Raw genomic sequence first — 22,338 nt, 5'->3', positions numbered from 1 at the left:
CCCTTCACGGGGCGCCATCGCTCCAGCCGGGCTTCTGCTCAGTGGAAGTCCCGGCTGCGCACATCCAGCCCGGTCAACAGTTCTGACAGGTCCCGCAGGCGTCCGGCGATCACGTGGCGCACCCCGTCCGCACACTCGAAGTGACCGTCCACCCGCATCAGCTGCGAACCCAGCAAGGCCTGGCGCTGGCGTTCAGCCAGGTCGCGCCAGACCACCACGTTGATCATGCCGAACTCGTCCTCCAGGGTGACGAAGGTCACTCCGCTGGCGGTTTGCGGGCGCTGCCGGCCGACCACCAGGCCCGCGACGCTGATGGGGCGCCCCGATTCCACCTCGGCCAGCTCCCGCGAACTGCGGCAGCGCTGGGCATGCAGGGCGCCGCGCAGCAGCGTCAGCGGGTGGGGGCCCAGGGTGGTGCCGAGGGTGGCGTAGTCGGCCATCAGGTTCTCGCCGACGCTGGGCAGCGGCAGGGCCACCGGCGCTTCGATCAGAGCGGGCAGGGCGGCGAACAGCGGCAGCTGCGGCTCCACGGCGGCAATGGCCCAGCGCGCGCGGTGACGGTGCCCGGCCAGGGCTCGCAGGGCGCCGGCATCGGCCAGCCGCTCACGGGCGCGGGCATCCAGGCGGGCGCGCAGGCACAGGTCGGTCACGTCCTGGAAGGGGGCTTGCCGGCGTGCCTGTCCGATGGCCTCGGCGTCGTCCTGGCGAAAGCCTTTCACCAGGCGCAGGCCGAGGCGGATGGCCGGCTGCGGCTCGCCTTCGTCCTCCAGGCTGCAGTCCCAGTCGCTGTAGCGCACGTCCACCGGGCGCACGCGGATGCCGTGGCGGCGCGCGTCCTGCAGCACCTGGTCGGGGCTGTAGAAGCCCATCGGCCAGCTGTTCACCAGGGCGCAGGCGTAGGCTGCCGGCTCGTGGCACTTGAGCCAGCAACTGGCGTAGGTGAGCAGGGCGAAGCTGGCCGCGTGGGACTCGGGAAAGCCATAGCTGCCGAAGCCCTTGATCTGCTCGAAGATGCGCGCGGTGAACTCGGGGGTGTAGCCCTTCTTCAGCATCCGCTCGGTCAGCCGGATGCGGTGCGGCTCCAGCCCGCCATGACGTTTCCAGGCAGCCATGGCCCGGCGCAGCTGGTCCGCTTCCCCGGGGGTGTATTCCGCCGCCACCACCGCCAGCTCCATGACCTGCTCCTGGAACAGCGGCACCCCCAGGGTTCGCTCGAAGACCGGGATCAGCTCCTTGGAGGGGTACTCCACCTTTTCCTCGCCGTTACGCCGCCGCAGGTAAGGGTGGACCATGTCGCCCTGGATCGGGCCGGGGCGGACGATGGCCACCTGGATCACCAGGTCGTAGAAGGTCTGCGGCCGCAGGCGCGGCAACATGGCCATCTGCGCGCGTGACTCGATCTGGAAGACCCCGATGGTGTCGGCCTTGCTGATCATCGCGTAGGTGGCCGCGTCTTCCCGAGGCAGGCTGGCCAGGGTCCAGCGCTGGCCCCGGTAGGCGGCCAGCAGGTCGAAGCAGCGGCGCAGGGCGCTGAGCATGCCCAGGGCCAGTACGTCCACCTTGAGCAGGCCGACGGCATCGAGGTCGTCCTTGTCCCACTGGATCACCGTGCGCTCGGCCATGCTGGCGTTCTCCACCGGCACCAGCGTCGGCAGCGGGTGCTCGGAGATGACGAAGCCTCCCGGGTGCTGGGACAGGTGGCGGGGGAAGCCGATCAGCTCGCCGCACAGCACCAGGATGCGGTGCAGCAGCGGGCTGCCCGGGTCGAAGCCCGCCTCGCGCAGGCGCGCCTCGGTGGGCAGGTGGTCGCTCCAGCGGCCACAGCAGGTGGCCAGGGCGTTGATGGCATCGGCCGGCAGCCCGAGGGCCTTGGCCACGTCACGCACCGCACCGGCGGCGTGGTAGGTGTTGACCACGGCGGTCAGCGCTGCCCGGTCGCGGCCGTAGCGGCGGAACACGTACTGGATGACCTCTTCCCGGCGCTCGTGCTCGAAGTCGACGTCGATGTCCGGCGGCTCCTTGCGCTCGCGGGAGAGAAAGCGCTCGAACAGCAGCCGGCTGTGGGCCGGGTCCAGTTCGGTGATGCCGAGCACGAAGCACACCACCGAGTTGGCCGCCGAGCCCCGGCCCTGGCAGAGGATGGCCTGCTCCCGGGCGAAGCGGACGATGTCGTGGACGGTGAGGAAGTAGCTTTCGTAGCCCAGCTCGGTGATCAGGGCCAGCTCATGCTCGACCTGGGTGCGGACCTTCTCGCTGGAACCGCCAGGCCAGCGCCAGCGCGCGCCGTCTTCCACCAGCTGGCGCAGCCAGGTAGCGGGCGTATGACCCTCCGGCACCAGCTCGCGGGGGTAGTGGTACTTCAATTGGCCCAGGTCGAAGCGACAGCGTTCGGCGATGCGCAGGGTCTCGGCCAGCAGCTCGGGCGGGTAGAGCGCGGCCAGCTCCTCGCGGCGGCGCAGGTGCCGCTCCCCGTTGGGAAACAGCCGTGCCCCGGCCTCGGCGACAGGCAGGTGATGGCGGATGGCGGTCATGCAGTCCTGCAGGGCGCGCCGGCCCCGGGCATGCATGTGCACGTCGCCACAGGCTACCGCCGGTATCGCCAGCTGGCGGGCCAGGTGAAGGTGACGTTGCAGCCGGACGTCGTCGTCTGCCCCCCGGTGCAGCTCGACGCCCAGCCACAGCCGGCCGGGGAAGCGCGCCAGCCAGCGCTGGCCGGCCTCGGGGCAACTGGTCGGCGTGGGCAACCAGATCGCCAGCAATCCCTCCAGGGGCACTTCGAAGTCCGCGTCCAGCAGGCGGTAGTCGCCTTTCTGCGCCCGTCGGCGGGCGCGGGTGATCAACTGACACAGCGCCTGGTAGCCGGCGATGTCCTCCACCAGCAGCACCAGGCGCTCGCCGTCGGGCCCTTGCAGCTCGCTGCCGAGGATCAGCGCCACGTCCGTGGCCTTGGCGGCCTGCCAGGCCCGCACGGCACCGGCCAGGGTGCATTCGTCGGTGATCGCCAGGGCGCGGTAGCCCAGTTGCCGGGCGCGCTCGAAGAGTTCCGCTGCGCTGGAGGCACCGCGCTGGAAGCTGAAGTTGGACAGGCAGTGCAGCTCGGCGTAGTCCGGCGCGCTCATGCGAACCAGCCCTGCAACTGCAGCGGGCCTGTTTCACCCAGCGGACGAAAGGCCCAGCCCTGCTGGCCCCGGTGGGTCAGCACGCGGTAGTAGTCGCGGCGGATGTCTTCACCGTCCCACCAGCCGGACTCGATGCGCTCGGGCCCGCCCAGCAGGCGCACCGAGCCCTCCGGCAGGGGCTGGGGCGCGGCCAGCAGCCAGGCCGGGCGTGGCCCCGTGGCCGGCAGCGGGGTCGCCAGGGGCACGAAGCCCGGGCGCCAGGCCCGTTCGGGGCGGTGGTCGGCCTGGGTCATCAGTCCCTGCACGGCGTCGTCGCCCAGGCGCGCGCGCAGGCGCTCGCGCAGTTGCTCCCAACCGAGGTTCTGCTGGGGGCGGTCGTCGAACAGGCTGTAACGGTCCGGCACGAAGGCCGGCAGGTCCTCCGCGTCCAGGCGCAGGGCGATGACCGGGCCGGGCAGCTGCAGGGCCTCCAGGCGGCCGCGGGCGAATTCCAGCAGCAGGGCCGCCTCGCGTTCGGCATTCAGCAGGCCCACCTCGACGAGGGTCGGCGCGCCCGTGCGGTGTTCCAGGTACAGGCTGAAGCGCTGCACCCCCTGATCGCGGCTGGCCAGGTAGGCCGCCAGGTCGGCGGTCATGCGGCGCAGGGGGAAGAGCAGGGCCTGGGTGGACTCCACTTCGAAGTTCAGCTCGATGCGGGTGCTGAAGCGGTCCGCCGGGCGGTAGAAAGCCAGCGCCTGGGGCTGTCGGCCGAGCAGGGTGTCGAGGTGCTGCAGCACCCCGTCCGGGAAGCGTCGTGCCAGTTCGTTGCGCGGCAGGGCCAGCACCTGCGCCACCTGGCGCAGGCCCATGCGGGCCAGGGCGGTGGCCTGCGACGGCTCCAGGCCGATGCGGGCGAGCGGCAGCGCGCCGATGGCCGAGGGCAGGGCCGGGTCGTCCACGGCCAGGCCGTCGTGCACGTTGGCCAGGGCGCGTGCAGCCGCCGGGTTGGGCGCCAGGGTGATGCGGTGGCGAAAGCCCAGGGCTTGCAGCTCGGCCCGCAAGCGGGCCTCGAAGCGTGGCCAGGGGCCGAACAGGCCCAGGCTGCTGTGCACCTCCAGCAGCAGGCAGCGTGGGTAGTGCAGGCTGACCTGGGAGCTGAAGCCGTAGGCCCAGGCGGCGAGGAACAGGCGCCAGCGCTCGATGGACTCGGTGTCGTACTCGGCCTGCTCGAAGCCGGAGGCCAGGGCCTGGGCGGCGCTCAGGGCCATCCCTGGGCGCAGCCCCAGGGCCCGCGCCGGCTCGTTGACCGCCTGCAAGATGCGCCGCTGGGCGGGACCGGTGAGCAGCGCCAGCGGCGTCTGGCGGTCATCCCGGCCGCGCAGCACGCCGTCCAGCGCCAACTGGGGCAAGAGGATGCAGGCCCAGCGCACGGTCAGGGTCCCACCCGCGCATCCAGCGGGATCGGTCGGGCACTGGGCTGGCCGCCCCGGCACTTGATCACCCGCAGGCGCGCCGGGTTGGCTTCGATGGCCAGGCGCAGGGCGGCGGGCGAGGGGTTCTGGGCTTCCCCCAGGGAGCGGTAGGCGAAGGCCAGGGTCTGGCCGCTTTCGGCTGCCACCTGCAGGCGACGCAGGGCGCGGTCGTCGGCCCGGTCCGGCCAGGCCAGCACGGCGCCGCAGCTGCCGGAGCGCAGGCACTGCTCGGCGGCCCACAGGGCATCCCGACCCTGGGCCTGGACCAGGCTGAGCTGACCCAGGTCCACCCCGGCGGCCTGCCAGGCGGGCGGGTAGGGCAGGTGGGGTGGCCCCACCAGCACGATGCGCTCACCGGCTTGGCTGAGGCGGGCAAGGGTGGGCAGCAGCAGACTCAGTTCGCCGACACCGGGCAGGCCCACCAGCAGCTCGCTCAGGGCCGCTTCCGGCCAGCCGCCGCCAGGCAGTACGGCGTCCAGCGCGGCGTGCCCACTGGGGTAGCGGCTGGCAGGTGCAGCGGGCGTGGCCTGGCCGCGCCAGAGGCGGCGCTCGTTGAACAGGCGGTCGAGGGCGACGACGGTGGGCATGGGAGGGTGTGTCGGAAATTACTGTATATAAATACAGTAATTTCACTCCCCGAAGGCGGTCAAGCTGCCGTGCGGCGTCCGGACGGATGGTGCGTCAGTGCACCTCGATGCGGTTGCGGCCTTCCGCCTTGGCCCGGTACAGGGCCATGTCGCTGCGGGACAGGGCGCCGGCGGCGGTGATGTCGTCGGCGCCCAGGGTGGTGATGCCGATGCTCACCGTCAGGGGGATGCGTTCGCCCTGGTACAGCAGCGGCACGTCTTCCAGGCGCTGCTGCAGGCGCTGGGCGAAGACCATGGCGCTGCGGTGGTCGGCATCGTTGAGCACCACGGCGAACTCTTCGCCGCCCATGCGCCCGGCGAAGTCGACCCGGCGCATCTGCTCGCTGAGCAGGGTGGCGAAGTGGCGCAGGGCCTCGTCGCCGGCGCTGTGCCCCCAGCGGTCGTTGATGCCCTTGAAGTGGTCCAGGTCGAACATCAGCAGTGCTGCGCCGCTGTTGCCGGGCCGTTGCAGGCGGGCCAGCTGCTCTTCCAGGCGGGTCATGAAGTGCCGGCGGTTGGGCAGTTGGGTGAGGAAGTCGGTGATGGCCAGGGCCTGCAGCTCGGCCTCGATGCGCTTCTGTTCGCTGATGTCGGTGATGAAGCCGTGCCAGAGCACGCTGCCATCGCCCAGGCGCTTGGGGTGGGCATTGCCCAGGCGCCAGCCCACTTCGCCGCTGGCCAGGCACACGCGGTATTCCCGGTGCCAGGGGGTGAGGGCCATGGCGGAGGTTTCCAGGGCGTTGAGGTAGCCCGGCAGGTCGTCGGGGTGGATCAGCGCGAGGATGCGTTCGCGCCCGACCTTCACCTGCTCGGGGGAGAGGCCGTAGATGTCCAGGCTGCCGGCGCTGACGTAGCGGTATTCGCCGCTGCCGTCGGGGTGGCGCAGGTACTGGAAGACCATGCCGGGGATCTCGTTGGTGAGGTCCGTCAGCAGTTCGATGTTCTGTTCCAGCCGGCGGGCCATGCGCTTCATCTCGGTGATGTCGGTGGTGGTGCCGATCATCCGCAGGGCACGGCCCTGTTCGTCGCGCTCGACCACCTTGCCGCGGCTGCTGACCCAGATGTAGCTGCCGTCCTTGCGTTGCAGGCGGTGTTCCACCTGGTAGTCGGGGGTGCGCTGCTCGAAGTGGTCGAGCATGGTGCGGCGCACATAGTCCAGGTCATCAGGATGGATGCGGCCGTAGCTGTCCTCGATGCGGTCGCTGATTTCCCCGACGGCGTAGCCGAGCATGGACTTCCAGCCCGGCGAGTAGTGGATGCGTCCGTTGACCACGTCGCGGTCCCAGATGCCGGTGCCGCTGCCGGCCACGGCCAGGGCCAGGCGTTGCTCGTTTTCCTTCAGCACCCGCAGGCATTCACTCATATCCGACACTTCGCGGTGCCGGTTGAGCAATTCGCTCGCCAGGTTGGCGAATTCGGCCAGTGCGTCCGGGTTCACCTCGCGGGGTTGGTCGTCGAACAGCAGCAGTTCGCCGCCATCGGCGATGGGGCAGCGGCCTACCAGTTGCGGGGTACCGGAAACCAGCGCGCGCGTGGCCTTTTGCTGGTCGATACCGTCGCAGGCGAGCGGACCGTCGGGCTCGATGAGCACAACGGCGCCAACGCCGAAGTGCAGGCGCACCAGATGCAGCAGGGAAGAGAATCGGTCAGCCGTGGTGCTCACATCGGTACCTCTAGAACGGCTATCTGAACTGGATGAAGTGGAGGCTCAGCGTTCCGTCCATGGCCCATTGACGACAGTGCGATCCCTGTCGCGCAGCGGCCTGCCATCGGCCTTGCAACAAATGTATCAGGATGTGACTTCAATCAAGGGACTCCCTTGAAGCTGGATGCTAGCCTAGTGCTACTGACTTTCCATGGAAGGATGGGTCCGTGCTGCAGCGCGTGCGTGCTGCTTGCTCCGGTGCCGTGCATCTTTCCATGGTTACCTCGGGTGGATAAGTCCATTGGTCACTCCATCCGTTGCATGCCAGGACACTGCAACCAACCGGAAGGAACACCATGATCAGCTTCAAGATTTCGCCCGAAACCCACCGTGGCCTCAGCAAGGTCTCGATGGTCCTGCTGAGCCTCGCCGCCTTGATTGGCGCCGGCTACCTCATCGTTACCGCGATCCTCAACTACTTCGATGCCAACGCCATTCTCAAGGACCATTCCGAGGTGATGGCGCCGGTGAATCTGGAGACCGTGACCGAGGAGCATCATCGTCGCGGTCGTACCAGCGAGACCTACCACTTCCACTATGTCTTCGAGGTGGCCGGCAAGGCCTATGACGGCATCTTCGAGACCTCAGCCTCCAATGCCACGCCTTACCTCAAGGAGGGGGCCTCGGTGAAGGTTGCCTACGCCAATGCCGAACCGTCCCGTTTCGGTCGCCTTGAGGTGTTACAGAAACAGGCCGATTTGGGCTCCAGTATCACCCGCGCGCTGATGGCGATCCCGCTGGCCGCGTTGATTGCCTTCATCCTCCACCTGATGCTGACTCGTCGCCTGTTCGTGCCGCGGGAAACCTCGGCCTGATGTGCAGAACACCGCGCAAGCGGGGTTCTTTCCTTGCGGGGCTGGGCATCTCAGGCGCCGCAGTCGCTCTGCAGGCTGGCCTGGGTGATGTTGCTGTCGGCCGGCACGCTGCGGGTCAGCCAGACGTTGCCGCCGATGACTGAACCCTTGCCGATGGTGATGCGCCCGAGGATGGTGGCGCCGGCGTAGATCACCACGTCGTCCTCGACGATGGGGTGGCGGGGCTGGCCCTTCTGCAGGTTGCCCGACTCGTCCGCGGGGAAGCGCTTGGCGCCCAGGGTCACCGCCTGGTAGATGCGCACGCGCTCGCCGATGATCGCCGTTTCGCCGATCACCACGCCGGTGCCGTGGTCGATGAAGAAGCTCTTGCCGATGGTGGCGCCGGGGTGGATGTCGATGCCGGTGGCCGAGTGGGCGATCTCGGCGATGATGCGTGCCACCAGCGGCAGGCCGTTTTTGTAGAAGTAGTGCGCCAGGCGGTGGTGGATGACCGCGTGGATGCCGGGGTAGCACAGCAGCACTTCGTCGACGCTGCGGGCGGCCGGGTCGCCCTGGAAGGCGGCCAGCACGTCGCTGTCCAGCAGGCGGCGCAGTTGCGGCAGGGCGGCGGCGAAACCCTGGACGATGGTGATGGCCTCGCACTCGATGTCGGCGGCGCTGGTGCTGTTCTGCCGGGCGGTGTAGCCCAGCTCGCGGCGTACCTCGCCGGCCAGGGCGTTTAGCGCCACGTCCAGGGTGTGGCCGACGTAGAAGTCTTCGCTTTCCTCGCGCAGGTCCGCCGGGCCGAGGCGCATGGGGAAGAGCGCGCCGCTGATGGCTTCGATGATCTGGCCGATGGTGGTGCGCGAGGGCAGCTCGCGTCCGCCGCGATCCTGGCCGCGACCGTTGCGGCTGCGCCACTCTTCGCGGGCGCTGCGCAACTCGCTGACGATCTGGTCCAGCTGCCAGTTGACCGGGCGGCAGCCGGTGGAAACGTAGGGGAACTTGTTCATGGACGATCCTGTGGGGGCGCAAGGCAGGGCGATAGCCTTGCGCAGGAGGGCTTCGCTCGGCAAGGGGTTTGCGCTCAGTCGGCGGGAATCAGTCCCTGCACTTCTTCCTTGCGCTTCATGCTCGCGGTGGTGCCCACCGAGGCGAGAATGATGGCGCCGATGGCGGCCCACTGCAGCAGCGTCAGCTTTTCACCGAGGAACAGCAGCCCGGAGAGCGCCCCCAGGGCCGGCTCGATGCTCATCAGGGTGCCGAATGTCCGCGCCGGCATGCGTTGCAGGGCGTACATCTCCAGGGTGTAGGGGATGGCCGTGGAGAGCAGCGCCACCCCCAGCGCGGTGGGGATCAGGGCCAGGTTGAGCAGGTCGGTGCCGGCATGGACCACGCCGAAGGGGGCGGCGGCGAAGGCGGCAACGATCACCCCCAGGCAGGCGCTCTGCATGCCGTGGTCCGCCCCGGCGCGCTGGCCGAAGATGATGTACAGCCCCCAGCACACGCCGGCGCCGAGCGCGTAGGCAGCGCCCAGCGGGTCGATGCCGCTGGCGTTGGCGCCCACCGGCAGGAGCAGCAACAGGCCGGCCACCGCCAGGGCGATCCAGACGAAGTCCAGCAGGCGCCGCGAGGAGAAGATCGCCACCGCCAGCGGTCCGGTGAACTCCAGTGCCACTGCCACGCCCAGGGGCACCGTGCGCAGGGACATGTAGAACAGCAGGTTCATGAAGCCCAGGGCCACGCCATAGGCCACCACGCTGCCCAGGGCGCTGGTGTTGATGCGGGCGCGCCACGGGCGCAGCACCAGGATCAGGAAGATCGCGGCGAACACCAGGCGCAGGGTGGTGGTGCCTTCGGCGCCGATGAGGGGGAACAGGCTCTTGGCCAGGGACGCGCCGCTCTGCACGGAGGTCATGGCGATGATCAGCACGCCGACGGGCAGGAGCGTCGCGGCCAGGTTGCGGGACTGGGTCATGGTTTTCCGGATCAGGCAGGGAGGGGCGCGTGCTTGTGGTGCGCCGGGATGTGCAACATAATGCGCAAATTCATCCCAGTGAGCAATATATTGCCCAAGCCCATGGACCGACCCAACGTACTGGAACACGTCTCCGAGAACGTTCGCCGTCTGCGCAAGGCGCTGGGCATGAGCCAGGATGCGCTCGCTTCGGAATCCGGGGTGAGCCGGCGAATGATCGTCGGCATCGAGGCCGGGGACGTGAACGTCAGCCTGGCGACCCTGGACCGCATTGCCGAGGCCCTGGGGGTGCTGTTCCCCGACCTGGTGCAGGCGCCGAGCCGCCCGGATCGCTCGCGCATCGAAGCAGTGGCCTGGGTCGGCCAGGACCCGCGCAGCCGCGCCGTGCTGCTGGCCAGCGCCCCGGCGCGGCGCGAGGTGGAGCTGTGGTCCTGGGCCCTGGAGCCGGGCGAGCGCTACGCCTCGGAGGCGGATGCCGAGGGCTGGCGGGAGATGGTCTACGTCATCGAGGGGGAGCTGACGCTGGAACTGCCGGAGGGGCCGGTGACGGTCCGCGCCGGGGACTTCCATGTGTTCGCCAGCAGCCAGCCCTATGCCTACTCGAACCTGGGCACGGTGCCCCTGCGCTACCTGCGCAACGTGGTGAGCTGAGCCTGTTCAGGCCTGTTCAGGCCTGTTCAGGCCTGCTCGGGCGCTTCGTCCTCGTCCTCGTCCTCGTCTTCTTCATCGTCGTCATTGCTGCCGCTGAAGGCCTCCATGCACACCAGGTGGTGCTCGCCCTGGTCGCTGTCTATCCGCCAGCTGCCATCGGCTTCGGCGCGGGCCTGCTGCACCTGCTCGGCACTGAATTGCCAGACGCGACGGTCGCGGCCGTCGATGCATTCGATGCGCAGGGCTCCGTCGACCAGGTCGAATTGCCAGGCATGCAGGCCGTCGATCTCCAGCATGTCGCTGTTGCCGAGGGTGTCGAGGAGGGTGGTCGGTTCGCTCATGGTGCGGCTCGGGTGCTGTGAAAAGGCCGCGATGATAGAGCACGCCCGTCGCCAGGGCGACCCTGGGCTCAGGGCGTGCCGCTGCCCACCAGGCGATCGGCTTCGCTGATGTAGGCGTTGCCGGTCTTGCGGGCGTACAGGCACAGCTCGTTGCCGCTGCGCCCTTTCATGTGCGGCTGGGGGTAGCGCCCGGTGATCATCAGCGCGGTGAGGCCGAGGCGATCGTCGAACACCACGGTCTGGCCGGCGGGCTTTGCATCCTTGAGTTTGCTGACGGCGGTGCAGGCCGCCAGCACGCGGCGGTCGTGCTGTTTCCAGGCATCGTCGCTGGACGCCAGGGCGTTGCCGGCGCAGCACAGCAGGGTGATCAGAAGGCAGGGGGTGCGGCTCACGGAGGTTCTCCAGGGTGAAGGCCAGGCACCGCCCATTCCGTGACAGGCCGCTTGTCGGCCTGCCGCGTCGGGAATGGAGGGTGCGTACAGCTCCTAGACCACGGCCGTCTGGATTGGTTTGGGCCGGATCACGCCGTTCAGCGGCCCCCGAGCATGCTGCCGAGCACGCCGTCGCGACGGACCAGGCCGTGGAACAGCGCGGCGCCCAGGTGCGCCAGGACGCAGGCCAGCAACAGGTAGGCGAGCCAGCGGTGGGCGCTGCGCAGCACCGCGTAGAGCTGGGCGTCGTGCGGGGCGATGGCCGGCAACTGCAGGGCGCTGCCCAGCTGCACCGGGTAGCCGCCGGCGGAGAGCATGCCCCAGCCCACCAGGGGCATGGCCAGCATCAGGCCGTAGAGCAGCACATGGGAGGCATGGGCCAGGCGTTGCTGCCAGGCCGGCATGTCGGTCGGCAGTGGCGGCGCCGGCCGGCGCAGGCGTACGCCCAGCCTCAGCACGGCGAGCACCAGCAGGGCGACACCCAGCGGTTTGTGCACGGCCACCAGGGTGGTGTGCCAGGGGCTGAGCTCCACCACCATGCCGGCACCGATGAACAGCATGGCCAGGATCAGGATCGCCATCAGCCAGTGCAGCAGGCGGGCGAGCGGGGTGAAGACGGGGCGGGTGGAATTCATGGCTGGGCTCCGGGGCGAGGGGCGGGGGCGCCTTCGTGGGTGCGGCGGTTGAAGGACACGGCGTAGGCGGCCGAGCGGGCGGCGAGGATCGGGTCGGCCGAGGGCTCGATGCCGTCGGGCAGCACCAGCGGGTCGAAGTTGATGTCGCGGCAGTCTCCTCGGTCCTCGGGCTGGGCGCGGTCGATCACCAGGGTGCCGGCCTCCACCTGCTGGCGCTCGGCGGGCCAGGCGCGGGACGGGTCGTCCACCGGGTCGCCGTCCTCGGCCAGGGTCAGCACCAGATGCCAGCGCAGCGGGCCCTGGGCCAGGCGGCGGTGGAGGTCGTGGGCGAGGAAGTCCGGGTCGTCCACCTGGGCGTCCAGGGGGTCGTAGGGCGCTTCCGGCACCATCGCCCAGCGCACGTAGCGGGCCTGGCCGTCGGCGTTCACCAGGCGGAAGGCATTGAGACCGTGGTAGCGGGCGTTGGCGAAGCTGTTGGACGGCTTGTTGGCCTGGGCCCACTGGCGGAAGGCCGCGCTCTCCGGGTGGGCGTCGAAGAAGGCCTGCACCTTCGCCGGGTTGGGCTTGCCGGTGGCCGGATCGGGGGCCGAGGCGAGTACCTGCTCGAAGAAGGCCTCCACCGTGCCCACCGCCAGCACCGCCGGTGTGTTCATGCCGGTGCGCCACTCCTGGCCGTCGGCGCTGCGCAGGCGCAGGGCCAGGCTGCGCACCGGCACGCTGGCATCGGCGGCGAAGGGGTTGCTGCCGCCGATGGCCAGGCGCCCGGTCACCGGGATGTCGCCCGGGGCGAAGACCTGGGCACGGGAATAGGCGGCGGCCGCGCCGCTGGACTGGAACTGGCCGCTGATGCACAGGCCCTTCGCGTGGTTCTTGCGGTAGCCGGGGTAGTGGCCGGCGTTGGCTTCGAAAGTGTCGATGATGCGTTGCGGCGTGAGGCGCTGCGGGCCGATCCAGCCGGCGGTCCAGGCGAAGGCACCGGCCAGCCCGGCGACCGCCAGGCCGATCAGCGAGAGCCGGCCGGCGAGCTGGGCGCGGCTGAGGGGGGAAGGGGTCATGGATGGCTCCTCTGGCCAGGTCATTGAGCCGGTGGGACGTACGAACGGAGGATTTATTCCCGCTGGCTGGAATAAAGTTGCGGCTGGGGCGTCTTCCTCCACAGCATCCTTGCCCCGAGTCCCGTTCCCCATGCATGACATCGATGACGACGAACTTCGCGAACTGCTGCAGCGCCTGCGCCGTTTCGCCCTCTGGCTGACCCGCGAGCCCGCCAGTGCCGATGACCTGGTGCAGGCCACGGTGGAGCGCGCCCTGGGCGATCGCCAGGGGCCGCGCCAGGCCGAGAGCCTGCGTGCCTGGCTGTTCGCCATCCTCTACCGCAAGTTCCTCGACGGGCAGCGGCGCGCTCGGCGCTACGCCAAGGTGCTGGGCTTCTTCGGCCTGGCCGGTGCCGACGAGACCCCGTCGCTGGAGGCGCAGGTGGAGGCACGCTCGACCCTCGACGCCTTCGCCCGCCTGCCGGCCGAGCAGCGCGCGCTGCTGGTGCTGGTGGGGGTGGAGGGGCTCAGCTACAAGGAGGCCGCCGAGGCCCTGGACCTGCCCATCGGCACCGTCATGTCCCGTCTCTCCCGTGCGCGCAAGGCCCTGCGCGCGCTGGCCGAGGGCGAAATCGCATCCCCTTCGTTGCGGATACTCAAATGACTTCCTTCGAACCCAGCGAACACGATCTTCACGCCTACCTGGACGGCCAGCTCGACCCCGCGCAGGCCCGCCTGGTGGAGGCCTGGCTGGCCCGCCACCCCGAGGCTGCCGCTCAGGTGGAGGGCTGGCGCCAGGATATGCAGCACCTGCGTGCCGGCCTTGCCGACCTGCAGGGGCTGCCGCCCAACCCGGCGCTGGACCCGCGTGCCATCCGCCGTGCGCGGCTGGCCCGCCAACGGCGCCAATGGGCGACGGCGGCCGCCTTGCTGCTGGCCCTGGGGCTGGGGGGTGTGGGCGGCTGGCAGGCCCGTGAGCAGACCCTGCTGGCGGACATCCCGCCCATGCAGGACGCCCTGGAGGCGCACCGCCTGTTCGCCCTGGGCAGCGTCGCGGTGGATGTGCAGGGTGATGCCGGCAACCTCCAGGCCTGGCTGGACCGGCGTTTCACCCACGCGTCGCGTATTCCCGACCTGTCGCCCTACGGCTTGCGTCCGGTGGGTGGGCGGCTGCTGACCAACGAGCAGGGGGCGGCGGCGATCCTGCTGTTCGAGGACGCCAACGGTCAGCGCGTCAGCCTGTACCTGCGCTCGCCCGGCGCGCTCTATGCCGAGATGCCCAGCGGCAGCCGCCAGGACGGTGACCTGGAGGCGCGCTACTGGTCGCGCAATGGCTACAACTACGCGCTGGTGGGCCCCAGCGGTGATCCGCGCGGTGCGGTGGTGCAGCGGGCGCTTTCGCTGTAAGGGGCGGGCGCTGTGAGGGACGGCCCCGCGCAGTGTGGCGGGGCCGGCGCGCTTACATGCCGTTGGTGAAGGCGGGGTTGCTGAAGTCGATGCTGGCGCGCACCGGCTGCAGGGCGGTGGCGTACTTGGCGAGGATGTCCAGGTCGTAGTCCAGGCGGTCGCGGATGCGCTGGTCGTCTTCGCTGGCCACCTCGGCGCCGTTGAGCACCTTCTCCACGCCGCGGACGATCAGGTGTTCGGGCAGGTAGCAGAGGCGGCAGTTCTTGTAGCTGGAGGCGCGCAGCTCGCTGATCGGGTAGCCGCCGCCGATGCCGGAGGAGACGCCCACCAGCAGCCCCGGCTTGTGGGCCAGTTCGGCCTTGCTGGCATAGATGAAGAAGTTCTTGATGGCCGGGCAGGCCATGCCGTTCCACTCGGGGGCGATGATCACCACCGCGTCGGCGGCCTTCAGCTGTTGCTGGAAGCCGGCCCAGGGGCCGGTGTCTTCGGCGGGCCACAGTGGCAGCGGCTGCTGGCCGAGGTCGATGACCGAGGTGCCGGCCTCATCGGCCAGCTTCAGGTCGACCAGGCGTTGGCGGATGAAGCGGGCGACCTTGCCGGACTGGCTGTTGGCGCGGCTGGAGCCGGCCACGATGGCGTAGTTGAGCATTGTGTTGTCCTTGCAGGAACGAGGAAGGGGGAGGGGCAGGCTAGCGAGCGGCACGCCGGCGAACAAGCGCCGGCGTGCCAGGGCGTGGAGCCGATGGCGTCAGACCTTGAACTGGTCCATCAGGCCCTGCTGGTGGTTGGCCAGGCGGTTGAGGTTCTGGCTGACCTCGGCCGACTCCCGCGCCCGCACCGAGAGGGATTCGGTGACATCGCGGATGGCGGCGACGTTGCGGTTGATCTCCTCGGCCACGGCGCTCTGCTCCTCGGCGGCGCTGGCGATCTGCAGGTTCATGTCGGTGATCACGGTGACGGCATCGCCGATCTTGCGCAGCGAGGTCACCGTCTGGCCGACCTGCTGGACGCTGTTCTGGGCCTGGCGGTGGCTGCTGTGCATGGAGCCGACCACTTCGCGGGTGCCGTGTTGCAGGCCCTCGATGACCTGGCGGATCTCTTCCACCGAATCCTGGGTGCGCTTGGCCAGGCTGCGCACCTCGTCGGCGACCACGGCGAAGCCGCGGCCGGCTTCCCCCGCGCGGGCGGCTTCGATGGCGGCGTTGAGGGCCAGCAGGTTGGTCTGCTCTGCGATGGCGCGGATCACTTCCAGCACCGAGCCGATCTGCTCGCTGCTGCTGGAGAGGCCTTGCACCTCTTCCATGGCGGCGCTCATCTCGCTGGCCAGCTGCTCGATGGCGCTGGTGGTGCGGTCGATCATCGCCAGGCCTTCCTGGGTGGCCAGGTCGGCGCCCCGTGCGGCTTCGGCGGCCTGGGCGGCGCTGTGGGCCACGTCGTGGGCGGTGGCGCTCATCTCGTTGGAGGCGGTGGCCACCTGGTCGACTTCCTTGTACTGCTGCTGCATGCCGGCGCTGGTCTGCTCGGCGATGGAGGAGGCCTGGTCGGCAGTGCCCCGGGCATCCTGAACCGAGCGCTTCACGTCGGCGATGATCGGCTGCAGCTTGTCGAGGAAGCGGTTGAACCAGCCGGCCAGCTCGCCCAGTTCATCCTGGCGGGCGTACTCCAGGCGGCGGGTGAGGTCGCCTTCGCCGCTGGCGATGTTCTTCAGCATGGCGGCCACGCCGAGGATCGGCCGGGTGACGCCGAGGGCGGTGAGCCACATCAGGCCGAGGCCGAGTACGGCGGCGGCGAGGCCGATGAGGGCCGAAACCAGGCTGCTGGCGTCGCGCTGGGCGTCCAGCTCCTTCTGCAGCTTGATGGCGGGGGCGAGCAGCACCTTGTCCGGCACTTCCAGCAGCACGCTCCAGGGCGAGGCGGTGGGGATCGGCTTGAAGGGCTCCATCACCCGCAGCATGCCGTCCTTGTCGACGTTGCTGGGCTTGCCGCTCTGGAGGGCAGTGGTGAGGGCGGCGGCGTCGGCACCGAAGACGGCGTCGAGCTTCTGGCTGAGCTTGCCGATGTCCTGGCTGTGGCCGGCGAGCAGGCCGGCGGGGCTGAGGATGCTGATGTGGGCCTTGCCGTCGTACAGCTCCTGGCTGCCTTGCTGGCTGAGCTGCTGGAGGCTGTCGAGGCTGATGTCCAGGCCCATGACGCCGACGACCTTGTCGTTCTGAATCAGCGGGAAGGCGATGCTGGTCATGAGGATCTTGCGGTCGCCGACATCGTCGAAGTAGGGCTCCAGCACGCAGGAGTCGCGGGTCTGGATGGGGCAGGTGTACCAGGCGTTGTAGGGCGAGCCGCTGGGGCCGGTGCTGTTGTCCGCGAGCATCTTCTCGTCCATGGTTTCCGACAGCAGCTTGCCGGGCGTGGCCTGGGACCAGTAGAGGGCGAAGCGGCCCTTTTCGTTGCTGCCCAGCTCGCCCTGTTCGGTGAACAGTTCGTCCTTGCCGTCCAGGGCGTTGGGCTCGAACACCACGTAGAGGCCCAGCAGGCTGGGGTTGGCCTCCAGGCTGGTGCGCACCTGGCGGGTCAGGTCCTCGCGCAGGTCGAAGGCGTCGAGGAAGCGCTTCTCGGCCTGTTCCTTGAGGAACAGTATCTGGCGGGAAAAACCCTTGCCGTACTGGTAGGCGTCCATGAAGTAGCGCTGGATGCGGATGGCCTGCAGCTCACCACGGGCCTGCATGCGCTGGCGGGCGCTGTGGTCGAGCATCTGGGCGCTGGAGGCCTTCACCAGTTCGGCGCTGCGCTTGGATTGGTAGAGGGAGGCGCCCACCAGGAGGGTCACGATGGCCAGCAGGCAGAGGCCGGCGAGCAGGGTGATCTTCCACTGGATGGAAAGGCGACTGAACGGCATGGTCTTTTCCTTCTTCTCGTCAGACTACAAGGCGGCTATCGGCCAGTTGGCCACTTACTTGATCAGGCCGGTCCTGGCGATGGGGCTTCCAACTCGAAACGACTGCTGCGGGCGCAGCATGCAAGGATTATGCACGCATCGTTCAGCATTCTGAACATGTATCCGTTTTGACAGTATCGTTCGCTTTCGGCAGAGTACGCCGCTTTTTTTGCCGCTCTCCTTGAACAGGGCGGCCTTCGGGAGAGTGGAATGAATGCGGTGATCGTGGCAGTCGGCGTGATGCTGGTGCTGAGCCTGCTGCGCGTGCACGTGGTGCTGGCGCTGATCCTGGGTGCGCTGGTGGGCGGCCTGCTGGGTGGGCTTGGCGTGGACGGCACGCTGGAGGCCTTCAACAAGGGGCTGGGCGGTGGTGCGACCGTTGCGCTGTCCTACGCGATGCTGGGGGCCTTTGCCGTGGCGATCTCCCGCTCCGGGCTGGCCCATGCGCTGGCCGACCGGGTGCTGGCGCTGGTGGGGCGCCAGGATGGCAACGGCGGCGGTGCCCTGAAATGGGGCCTGGTGGCGCTGTTGCTGGGCGTTGCGATCGCTTCGCAGAACATCCTGCCGATCCACATCGCCTTCATCCCGCTGCTGGTGCCGCCGCTGCTGTACGTACTGACCCGCCTGCAGATCGACCGCCGGCTGGTGGCCTGCGTCATCACCTTCGGCCTGATCACGCCGTACATGTTCCTGCCGGTGGGCTTCGGCAACATCTTCCTCAACGAGATCCTGCTGGCCAACGTGGCCCGCAGCGGGGCGGACATCAGTGGCGTCAGCGTCACCCAGGCGATGGCCATCCCGGCGCTGGGCATGGTCGCGGGCCTGCTGATCGCGGTGCTGTTCAGCTATCGGCGCAAGCGTGTCTACGACCTGGAGCGCATCGCCGCTGCCGAGCAGGTGGAGGTGGCCTACGACCGCCGCAGCCTGCTGGCGGCCGGGGCGGCCATTGTCGCCGCCTTCGTGGTGCAGCTGTGGCTGGACTCGATGATCGTCGGCGCACTGGTGGGCTTCCTGTTGTTCTCCGCCAGCGGCGTGGTGCGCTGGCGCCAGGTGGACGACCTGTTCACCGAGGGCATGAAGATGATGGCGATGATCGGCTTCATCATGATCGCCGCCGCCGGCTTCGCCGAGGTGATGCGCGCCACTGGCCAGGTGGCCACCCTGGTGGAGACCTCCGCCGGGCTGATCGGCAACAGCAAGGCGCTTGGCGCGCTGCTGATGCTACTGGTGGGGCTGCTGGTGACCATGGGCATCGGCTCGTCGTTCTCCACGGTGCCGATCATCGCGGCGATCTTCGTGCCGCTGTGCCTGCAGCTGGGCTTCAGCCCGCTGGCCATCGTCTCCATCGTCGGCACGGCCGGCGCACTGGGCGACGCGGGTTCGCCGGCCTCCGACTCGACGCTGGGCCCTACCTCCGGCCTGAACGTGGACGGCCAGCACAACCACATCTGGGACACCGTGGTGCCCACCTTCCTGCATTACAACCTGCCCCTGCTGGCCTTCGGCTGGCTGGCGGCCATGGTGTTGTGACGGAGCGCTCGTTCCGCCGCGTTTTCCCCACGATTCGCTATAGCTAATGAAGGGACAGCCGATACCTCGGCTGTCCCCCTTTCGTTTTCCCGGTCTGCCGCCCTGAGGAATGGATACATGCGCCTGACACTCAAAACCAAGGTCCTGCTGCTGGCGCTCGCGCCGGTGATACTGTTCGCCGTCGTGCTCAGCGGCGCAGCAGCCAAGGTCCTGCTGAGCCTCGCCGAGGGCGAGGTGAAGGAAACCCGCGAGCGGCTGATCGATGAGAACCGCCGTGAACTGCAGCATTACATGCAGATCGCCCTGGGCTCGGTGCAGATGCTGTATGACGCGTCGGCCGCCAATGACATGGCGAGCCGCGAAAAAGCCATCGAGATCCTGAAGAAGATCAAGTACGGCAAGGACAGCTACTTCTTCGCCTACGACTCCCAGGTGATCCGCCTGTTCCGTGGCGACAGCCCAGTGGACGTGGGCAAGAGCTTCTCCGGCCGCAAGGACGTCAACGGCGTGGCCGTGAACGACGAACTGGTCCGGGTCGCCAAGGATGACAGCCGATACGTCTTCTACAGCTCGCCCTTGCCGGGCAACGAGAGCGTGCAGGTGCCCAAGCTCGCCTACAGCTATTACCTGCCCAAGTGGGACATGGCCCTGGGCACGGCGGTGAACCTGGACGGCGTCGAGGCCCAGGTGGCCGAGGTGCAGGAGGCGATCGACGCGCGCATCAGCACCATCCTCACCAGCATCGTGGTGATTGCGGCGATTTTGCTGGTGGTGTTCGGCATCGTCGGCACGACCCTGGCCAACGCCTTCCTGCGTCCGTTGCAGCAGATCAAGGCCAACCTTGACGACATCGCCGCCGGTGACGGTGACCTGACCCACCGCCTGCCGATCAACAGCCAGGACGAGCTGGGCGAGCTGGCCGGCTCCTTCAACCGCTTCGTCGAGAAGATCCACGGCCTGGTGCGCCAGATCGTCGAGATGACCGTGCAGCTCACCGGGCTGGTGGACCAGGTGTCCGCCCAGGCCCACCGCTCCGAGCAGGCCATGGAGCGCCAGCGCCACGAGACCGACCAGGTGGCCACGGCCATCAACGAGATGAGCGCCGCTGCCCACGAGGTGGCCCAGAGCGCCCAGGGGGCCGCCGAGGCCGCACAGAAGACCGACCAGGAAGGCCAGGCCGCCAAGCGCGTGGTGGACGGCAGCATCACTCGTATCCACTCGCTGGTGGGCGACATCCGCGAGAGCGGTGTGTCCCTGGACAGCCTGCAGCAGGACGTGCAGTCCATCGTCAGCGTGCTGGGGGTGATCCGCTCCATTGCCGAGCAGACCAACCTGCTGGCCCTCAACGCCGCCATCGAGGCCGCCCGTGCGGGCGAGGCCGGTCGCGGCTTCGCCGTGGTGGCCGACGAGGTGCGTGCCCTGGCCAGCCGCACTCAGCAGAGCACCCAGGAAATCCAGGGCATGATCGACCGCCTGCAACAGGGCACCCAGGACGCTGTGACCGCCATGCGCCGCTCCAGCGATGCCGGCGAGGTCACCAGCGAGCAGGCCAACCAGGCCGGCGCCTCGCTGGATGCCATCGCCGGGCTGATCGGCACCATCAACGCCATGAACGCGCAGATCGCCAGCGCCGCCGAGGAGCAGACGGCGGTGGCCGAGGAGATCAACCGCAGCGTGCACCAGATCGCCGTGGCCGTGGACAGCGTCGCCGACGACACCCGCCAGGGTGCCGAGACCGCCCGCTCCCTGGCCGCCCTGGGCGACCGCCTGGGTGCACTGGTGCGTCAGTTCCGCATCTGATCGCCGGCCCGTTCGGCTCGGGGCGCGAGGCCATTCGCGTTCCGGGCTGAAGCCCGGGCCAAGGCGACTCCACCCCTGGCGCTTTCGGGCGTTGCACCTGCAAAGTCTTCGCACTTTGTGCGGGCACTGGCGGACTAAACCGGTAACCCCACTGGATACCGCCCGCCCATGTCCGCCTCTCGCTATCCCCTCGAACTTCGCTCGCTGATCCTGCTGCTGGTACTGGTCTCCCTGGCCTTCATCTGGATCCTGCTGCCGTTCTATGGCGCCGCCTTCTGGGCGGTGGTGCTGGCGGTGGTGTTCGCACCACTGCAACGCCGCCTGGCCCTGCGCCTGGGTGGGCGCGGCAACCTGTCGGCACTGCTGACCCTGGGGGTATGCCTGCTGGTGGCGATCATCCCGGTGTGCCTGATCGGCCTGCTGCTGGTGCAGCAGGGGGCCGATCTGTACAGCCGGCTGGAGTCCGGCGAGCTGGACCTGGGCATGTACCTGGAACGCTTCATCGACCTGCTCCCGCAGGCGCTACAGCATCAGCTGGGGCGCTTCGGCCTGGACAACCTGAACGGCCTGCGTGACCGCCTGGTGGGCGCCGCCACCCAGGGCAGCCAGTTCCTTGCGACCCAGGCGTTCTCCATCGGGCAGGACACCTTCCAGGTGGTGATCGGCTTCTTCCTGATGCTCTACCTGCTGTTCTTCTTCCTCCGCGACGGCCCGGAAATCGTGCGACACATCCGCACGGCGGTGCCCCTGGCGGATCACCACAAGCGTCGCCTGCAGCTGAAGTTCACCCGTGTGGTGCGGGCGACGGTCAAGGGCAACGTGGTGGTGGCGGTGATCCAGGGCGGGTTGGGTGGCGTGGTGTTCTGGCTGCTGGACATCCCCAGTGCATTGCTCTGGGGCGTGCTGATGGCCTTCCTGTCCCTGCTGCCGGCAGTGGGCTCGGGGCTGATCTGGGCGCCGGTGGCGGCCTGGCTGATGCTCAGCGGTGACCTCTGGCAGGGCGTGGTGCTGGTGCTGGTGGGCGTGCTGGTGATCGGCATGGTGGACAACCTGCTGCGGCCGATCCTGGTGGGCAAGGACACGCGCATGCCGGACTACCTGGTGCTGCTCTCCACCCTGGGCGGGATTTCGCTGTTCGGCCTCAATGGCTTCGTCATCGGCCCGCTGGTGGCGGCGCTGTTCATGGCCAGCTGGGGGTTGTTCGTCAGCACCCGTCGGCGGGTCCGCCTGCCTTAAGGCGCTGCCCGCAGGCGGCGGAAGGTGAGGCTGATGCGCGGGCCGGCGGCTTCGGTCCGGGGAATGGCGTGCAGCCAGTGGGCCTGGACGGCCTGGTCCATGTAGAGCAGCGAGCCGGACGGTAGCGTCCAGGCCACTTCGTGCTCGCGGTCGGCCTTGCTGCGAAAGCGGATCTCGCGGGAGTCCCCGAGGGAGAGGATGGCCACCCCGGTGCCGGATTCCAGCACCTCGCACTCATCGGAATGAAAGCCCATGGATGACTTGCCGTCTTCGTAGAGGTTGAGCAGGCAGTTGTTGGCAGAGAAGCCAATGACCGGCTGCAGGCGCTCGCCAAGCCGTTGGGCCCAGGCCGGTAGTGGCGTGGCGGGGTAGTGGATCTGCGAGTAGTTGTAGGCGACCCCGTAGCTGGAGGTGTGCCGCGCGCGCATGCGGGTGTCCCAGGTGACCGTTTCGAGCAGTTGGCGCAAGTGCCTGTCCGGCTCGTTGAGGAAATCGGGGATGAACAGCAGGTCGGGTCTTGGGTGCACGGCTTCGTCCTTGATGGGGTGCGGCGGCGGGGCGCCCGCTGGAGCAGGCTGCCGATGATGCCGGGACTTGCCGGCTGGCGCCATGGTCTTGCTGGTTTCACCTGCCTGGAGGCGGAAGGGGAGGGGACCCCGAAGTGAACG

The 22,338-nt window shown here is 68.9% G+C and carries 19 protein-coding genes and 3 pseudogenes; 8 read left to right on the top strand and 14 right to left on the bottom strand.

The annotated features are described in order from the left end of the window. Positions 1–38 precede the first annotated feature (38 nt). From RTK35_RS29810 to RTK35_RS29795, 4 genes are all read right to left on the bottom strand, one after another. Positions 39–3,119 (bottom strand): error-prone DNA polymerase, encoded by a 3,081-nt coding sequence (locus RTK35_RS29810; protein WP_316909665.1) that lies wholly within the window; start codon positions 3,117–3,119, stop codon positions 39–41. Beyond that, positions 3,116–4,528, bottom strand: coding sequence for a DNA polymerase Y family protein (locus tag RTK35_RS29805; RefSeq protein WP_316909664.1), 1,413 nt, complete (start codon positions 4,526–4,528; stop codon positions 3,116–3,118). Before RTK35_RS29805 ends, RTK35_RS29810 begins: the two co-directional genes overlap by 4 nt. A gap of 2 nt (positions 4,529–4,530) precedes the next feature. After that, positions 4,531–5,157, bottom strand: coding sequence for a translesion DNA synthesis-associated protein ImuA (gene imuA / locus RTK35_RS29800; RefSeq protein ID WP_107330784.1), 627 nt, complete (start codon positions 5,155–5,157; stop codon positions 4,531–4,533). A gap of 94 nt (positions 5,158–5,251) precedes the next feature. Further along, complete coding sequence (locus RTK35_RS29795; RefSeq protein ID WP_316909663.1) at positions 5,252–6,859, bottom strand: diguanylate cyclase; 1,608 nt, start codon at positions 6,857–6,859, stop codon at positions 5,252–5,254. A 338-nt stretch (positions 6,860–7,197) separates the two neighbouring features. Here RTK35_RS29795 and RTK35_RS29790 point away from each other — a divergent pair, with 338 nt between their 5' ends. Next, complete coding sequence (locus RTK35_RS29790) at positions 7,198–7,716, top strand: DUF3592 domain-containing protein (protein WP_316909662.1); 519 nt, start codon at positions 7,198–7,200, stop codon at positions 7,714–7,716. A gap of 50 nt (positions 7,717–7,766) precedes the next feature. Here RTK35_RS29790 and epsC read toward each other — a convergent pair whose 3' ends face one another. Both epsC and rhtA read right to left on the bottom strand, forming a co-directional pair. Then, entirely contained in the window at positions 7,767–8,708 is a 942-nt protein-coding gene (gene epsC / locus RTK35_RS29785; RefSeq protein ID WP_074969541.1) for a serine O-acetyltransferase EpsC, read from the bottom strand. 74 nt (positions 8,709–8,782) lie between these two features. After that, positions 8,783–9,673 carry a threonine/homoserine exporter RhtA gene (gene rhtA / locus RTK35_RS29780; protein WP_316909661.1) on the bottom strand — a complete coding sequence of 297 codons (891 nt, stop codon included), beginning with the start codon at positions 9,671–9,673 and terminating at the stop codon, positions 8,783–8,785. A 60-nt stretch (positions 9,674–9,733) separates the two neighbouring features. Between rhtA and RTK35_RS29775 the strand changes: the two genes are divergently transcribed. Next, a complete protein-coding gene (locus RTK35_RS29775) occupies positions 9,734–10,324 on the top strand; it encodes an XRE family transcriptional regulator (RefSeq protein ID WP_316909660.1) in 591 nt (196 codons plus the stop codon). Between the two features lie 26 nt (positions 10,325–10,350). On the opposite strand, the gene RTK35_RS29770 is transcribed toward RTK35_RS29775, so the two are convergent. The 4 genes from RTK35_RS29770 to RTK35_RS29755 form a co-directional block, all read right to left on the bottom strand. Beyond that, positions 10,351–10,665 (bottom strand): DUF5629 family protein, encoded by a 315-nt coding sequence (locus tag RTK35_RS29770; RefSeq protein ID WP_316909659.1) that lies wholly within the window; start codon positions 10,663–10,665, stop codon positions 10,351–10,353. Between the two features lie 68 nt (positions 10,666–10,733). Continuing rightward, positions 10,734–11,057 (bottom strand): hypothetical protein, encoded by a 324-nt coding sequence (locus RTK35_RS29765; protein WP_044404231.1) that lies wholly within the window; start codon positions 11,055–11,057, stop codon positions 10,734–10,736. Positions 11,058–11,194: 137 nt separating this feature from the next. Continuing rightward, the gene (locus tag RTK35_RS29760) at positions 11,195–11,731 is read right to left on the bottom strand and encodes a cytochrome b (protein WP_074969547.1); all 537 of its coding nucleotides are present in this window, start codon (positions 11,729–11,731) and stop codon (positions 11,195–11,197) included. Next, a complete protein-coding gene (locus RTK35_RS29755) occupies positions 11,728–12,786 on the bottom strand; it encodes a catalase family peroxidase (RefSeq protein WP_316909658.1) in 1,059 nt (352 codons plus the stop codon). The genes RTK35_RS29760 and RTK35_RS29755 overlap by 4 nt, the downstream gene beginning before the upstream one ends. A 130-nt stretch (positions 12,787–12,916) precedes the next feature. Here RTK35_RS29755 and RTK35_RS29750 point away from each other — a divergent pair, with 130 nt between their 5' ends. Both RTK35_RS29750 and RTK35_RS29745 read left to right on the top strand, forming a co-directional pair. After that, positions 12,917–13,429: a sigma-70 family RNA polymerase sigma factor gene (locus tag RTK35_RS29750; protein WP_074969551.1), complete on the top strand. Its 513-nt coding sequence runs from the start codon at positions 12,917–12,919 to the stop codon at positions 13,427–13,429. Beyond that, a complete protein-coding gene (locus tag RTK35_RS29745) occupies positions 13,426–14,172 on the top strand; it encodes an anti-sigma factor family protein (RefSeq protein ID WP_107329208.1) in 747 nt (248 codons plus the stop codon). The genes RTK35_RS29750 and RTK35_RS29745 overlap by 4 nt, the downstream gene beginning before the upstream one ends. 52 nt (positions 14,173–14,224) lie before the next feature. Here the strand turns inward: RTK35_RS29745 and RTK35_RS29740 are convergent, their stop codons facing one another. From RTK35_RS29740 to RTK35_RS30755, 3 genes and pseudogenes are all read right to left on the bottom strand, one after another. After that, positions 14,225–14,821 carry an NADPH-dependent FMN reductase gene (locus RTK35_RS29740; protein ID WP_107329207.1) on the bottom strand — a complete coding sequence of 199 codons (597 nt, stop codon included), beginning with the start codon at positions 14,819–14,821 and terminating at the stop codon, positions 14,225–14,227. A 99-nt stretch (positions 14,822–14,920) separates the two neighbouring features. Then, a pseudogene (locus RTK35_RS30760) lies at positions 14,921–15,448 on the bottom strand (methyl-accepting chemotaxis protein); the annotation flags it as partial. A 378-nt stretch (positions 15,449–15,826) separates the two neighbouring features. Then, positions 15,827–16,846, bottom strand: a pseudogene (locus RTK35_RS30755) (chemotaxis protein); the annotation flags it as partial. Positions 16,847–17,314: 468 nt separating this feature from the next. Between RTK35_RS30755 and RTK35_RS29730 the strand changes: the two are divergent. From RTK35_RS29730 to RTK35_RS29720, 4 genes and pseudogenes are all read left to right on the top strand, one after another. After that, positions 17,315–18,634 (top strand): Na+/H+ antiporter family protein, encoded by a 1,320-nt coding sequence (locus RTK35_RS29730; RefSeq protein WP_316909656.1) that lies wholly within the window; start codon positions 17,315–17,317, stop codon positions 18,632–18,634. Positions 18,635–18,751: 117 nt separating this feature from the next. Then, positions 18,752–19,576 (top strand): annotated as a pseudogene (locus tag RTK35_RS30750) (cache domain-containing protein); the annotation flags it as partial. A gap of 36 nt (positions 19,577–19,612) precedes the next feature. Beyond that, positions 19,613–20,434: a methyl-accepting chemotaxis protein gene (locus RTK35_RS30745; RefSeq protein ID WP_371320897.1), complete on the top strand. Its 822-nt coding sequence runs from the start codon at positions 19,613–19,615 to the stop codon at positions 20,432–20,434. A gap of 168 nt (positions 20,435–20,602) precedes the next feature. Further along, on the top strand, positions 20,603–21,670 hold the full coding sequence (locus RTK35_RS29720) for an AI-2E family transporter (protein WP_044405834.1): 1,068 nt from the start codon (positions 20,603–20,605) through the stop codon (positions 21,668–21,670). On the opposite strand, the gene RTK35_RS29715 is transcribed toward RTK35_RS29720, so the two are convergent. Then, positions 21,667–22,197, bottom strand: a complete 531-nt coding sequence (locus RTK35_RS29715; RefSeq protein ID WP_316909655.1) for an alpha-ketoglutarate-dependent dioxygenase AlkB — start codon at positions 22,195–22,197, stop codon at positions 21,667–21,669. The genes RTK35_RS29720 and RTK35_RS29715 overlap by 4 nt on opposite strands. Between the last annotated feature and the right edge of the window lie 141 nt (positions 22,198–22,338).

It is taken from the genome of Pseudomonas sp. zfem003 (assembly GCF_032621675.1).
Taxonomy (GTDB): Bacteria; Pseudomonadota; Gammaproteobacteria; order Pseudomonadales; family Pseudomonadaceae; genus Metapseudomonas; species Metapseudomonas otitidis.
Note: the sequence above shows the minus strand (reverse complement) of the source record. Positions and strands in the feature narration are given on the sequence as shown.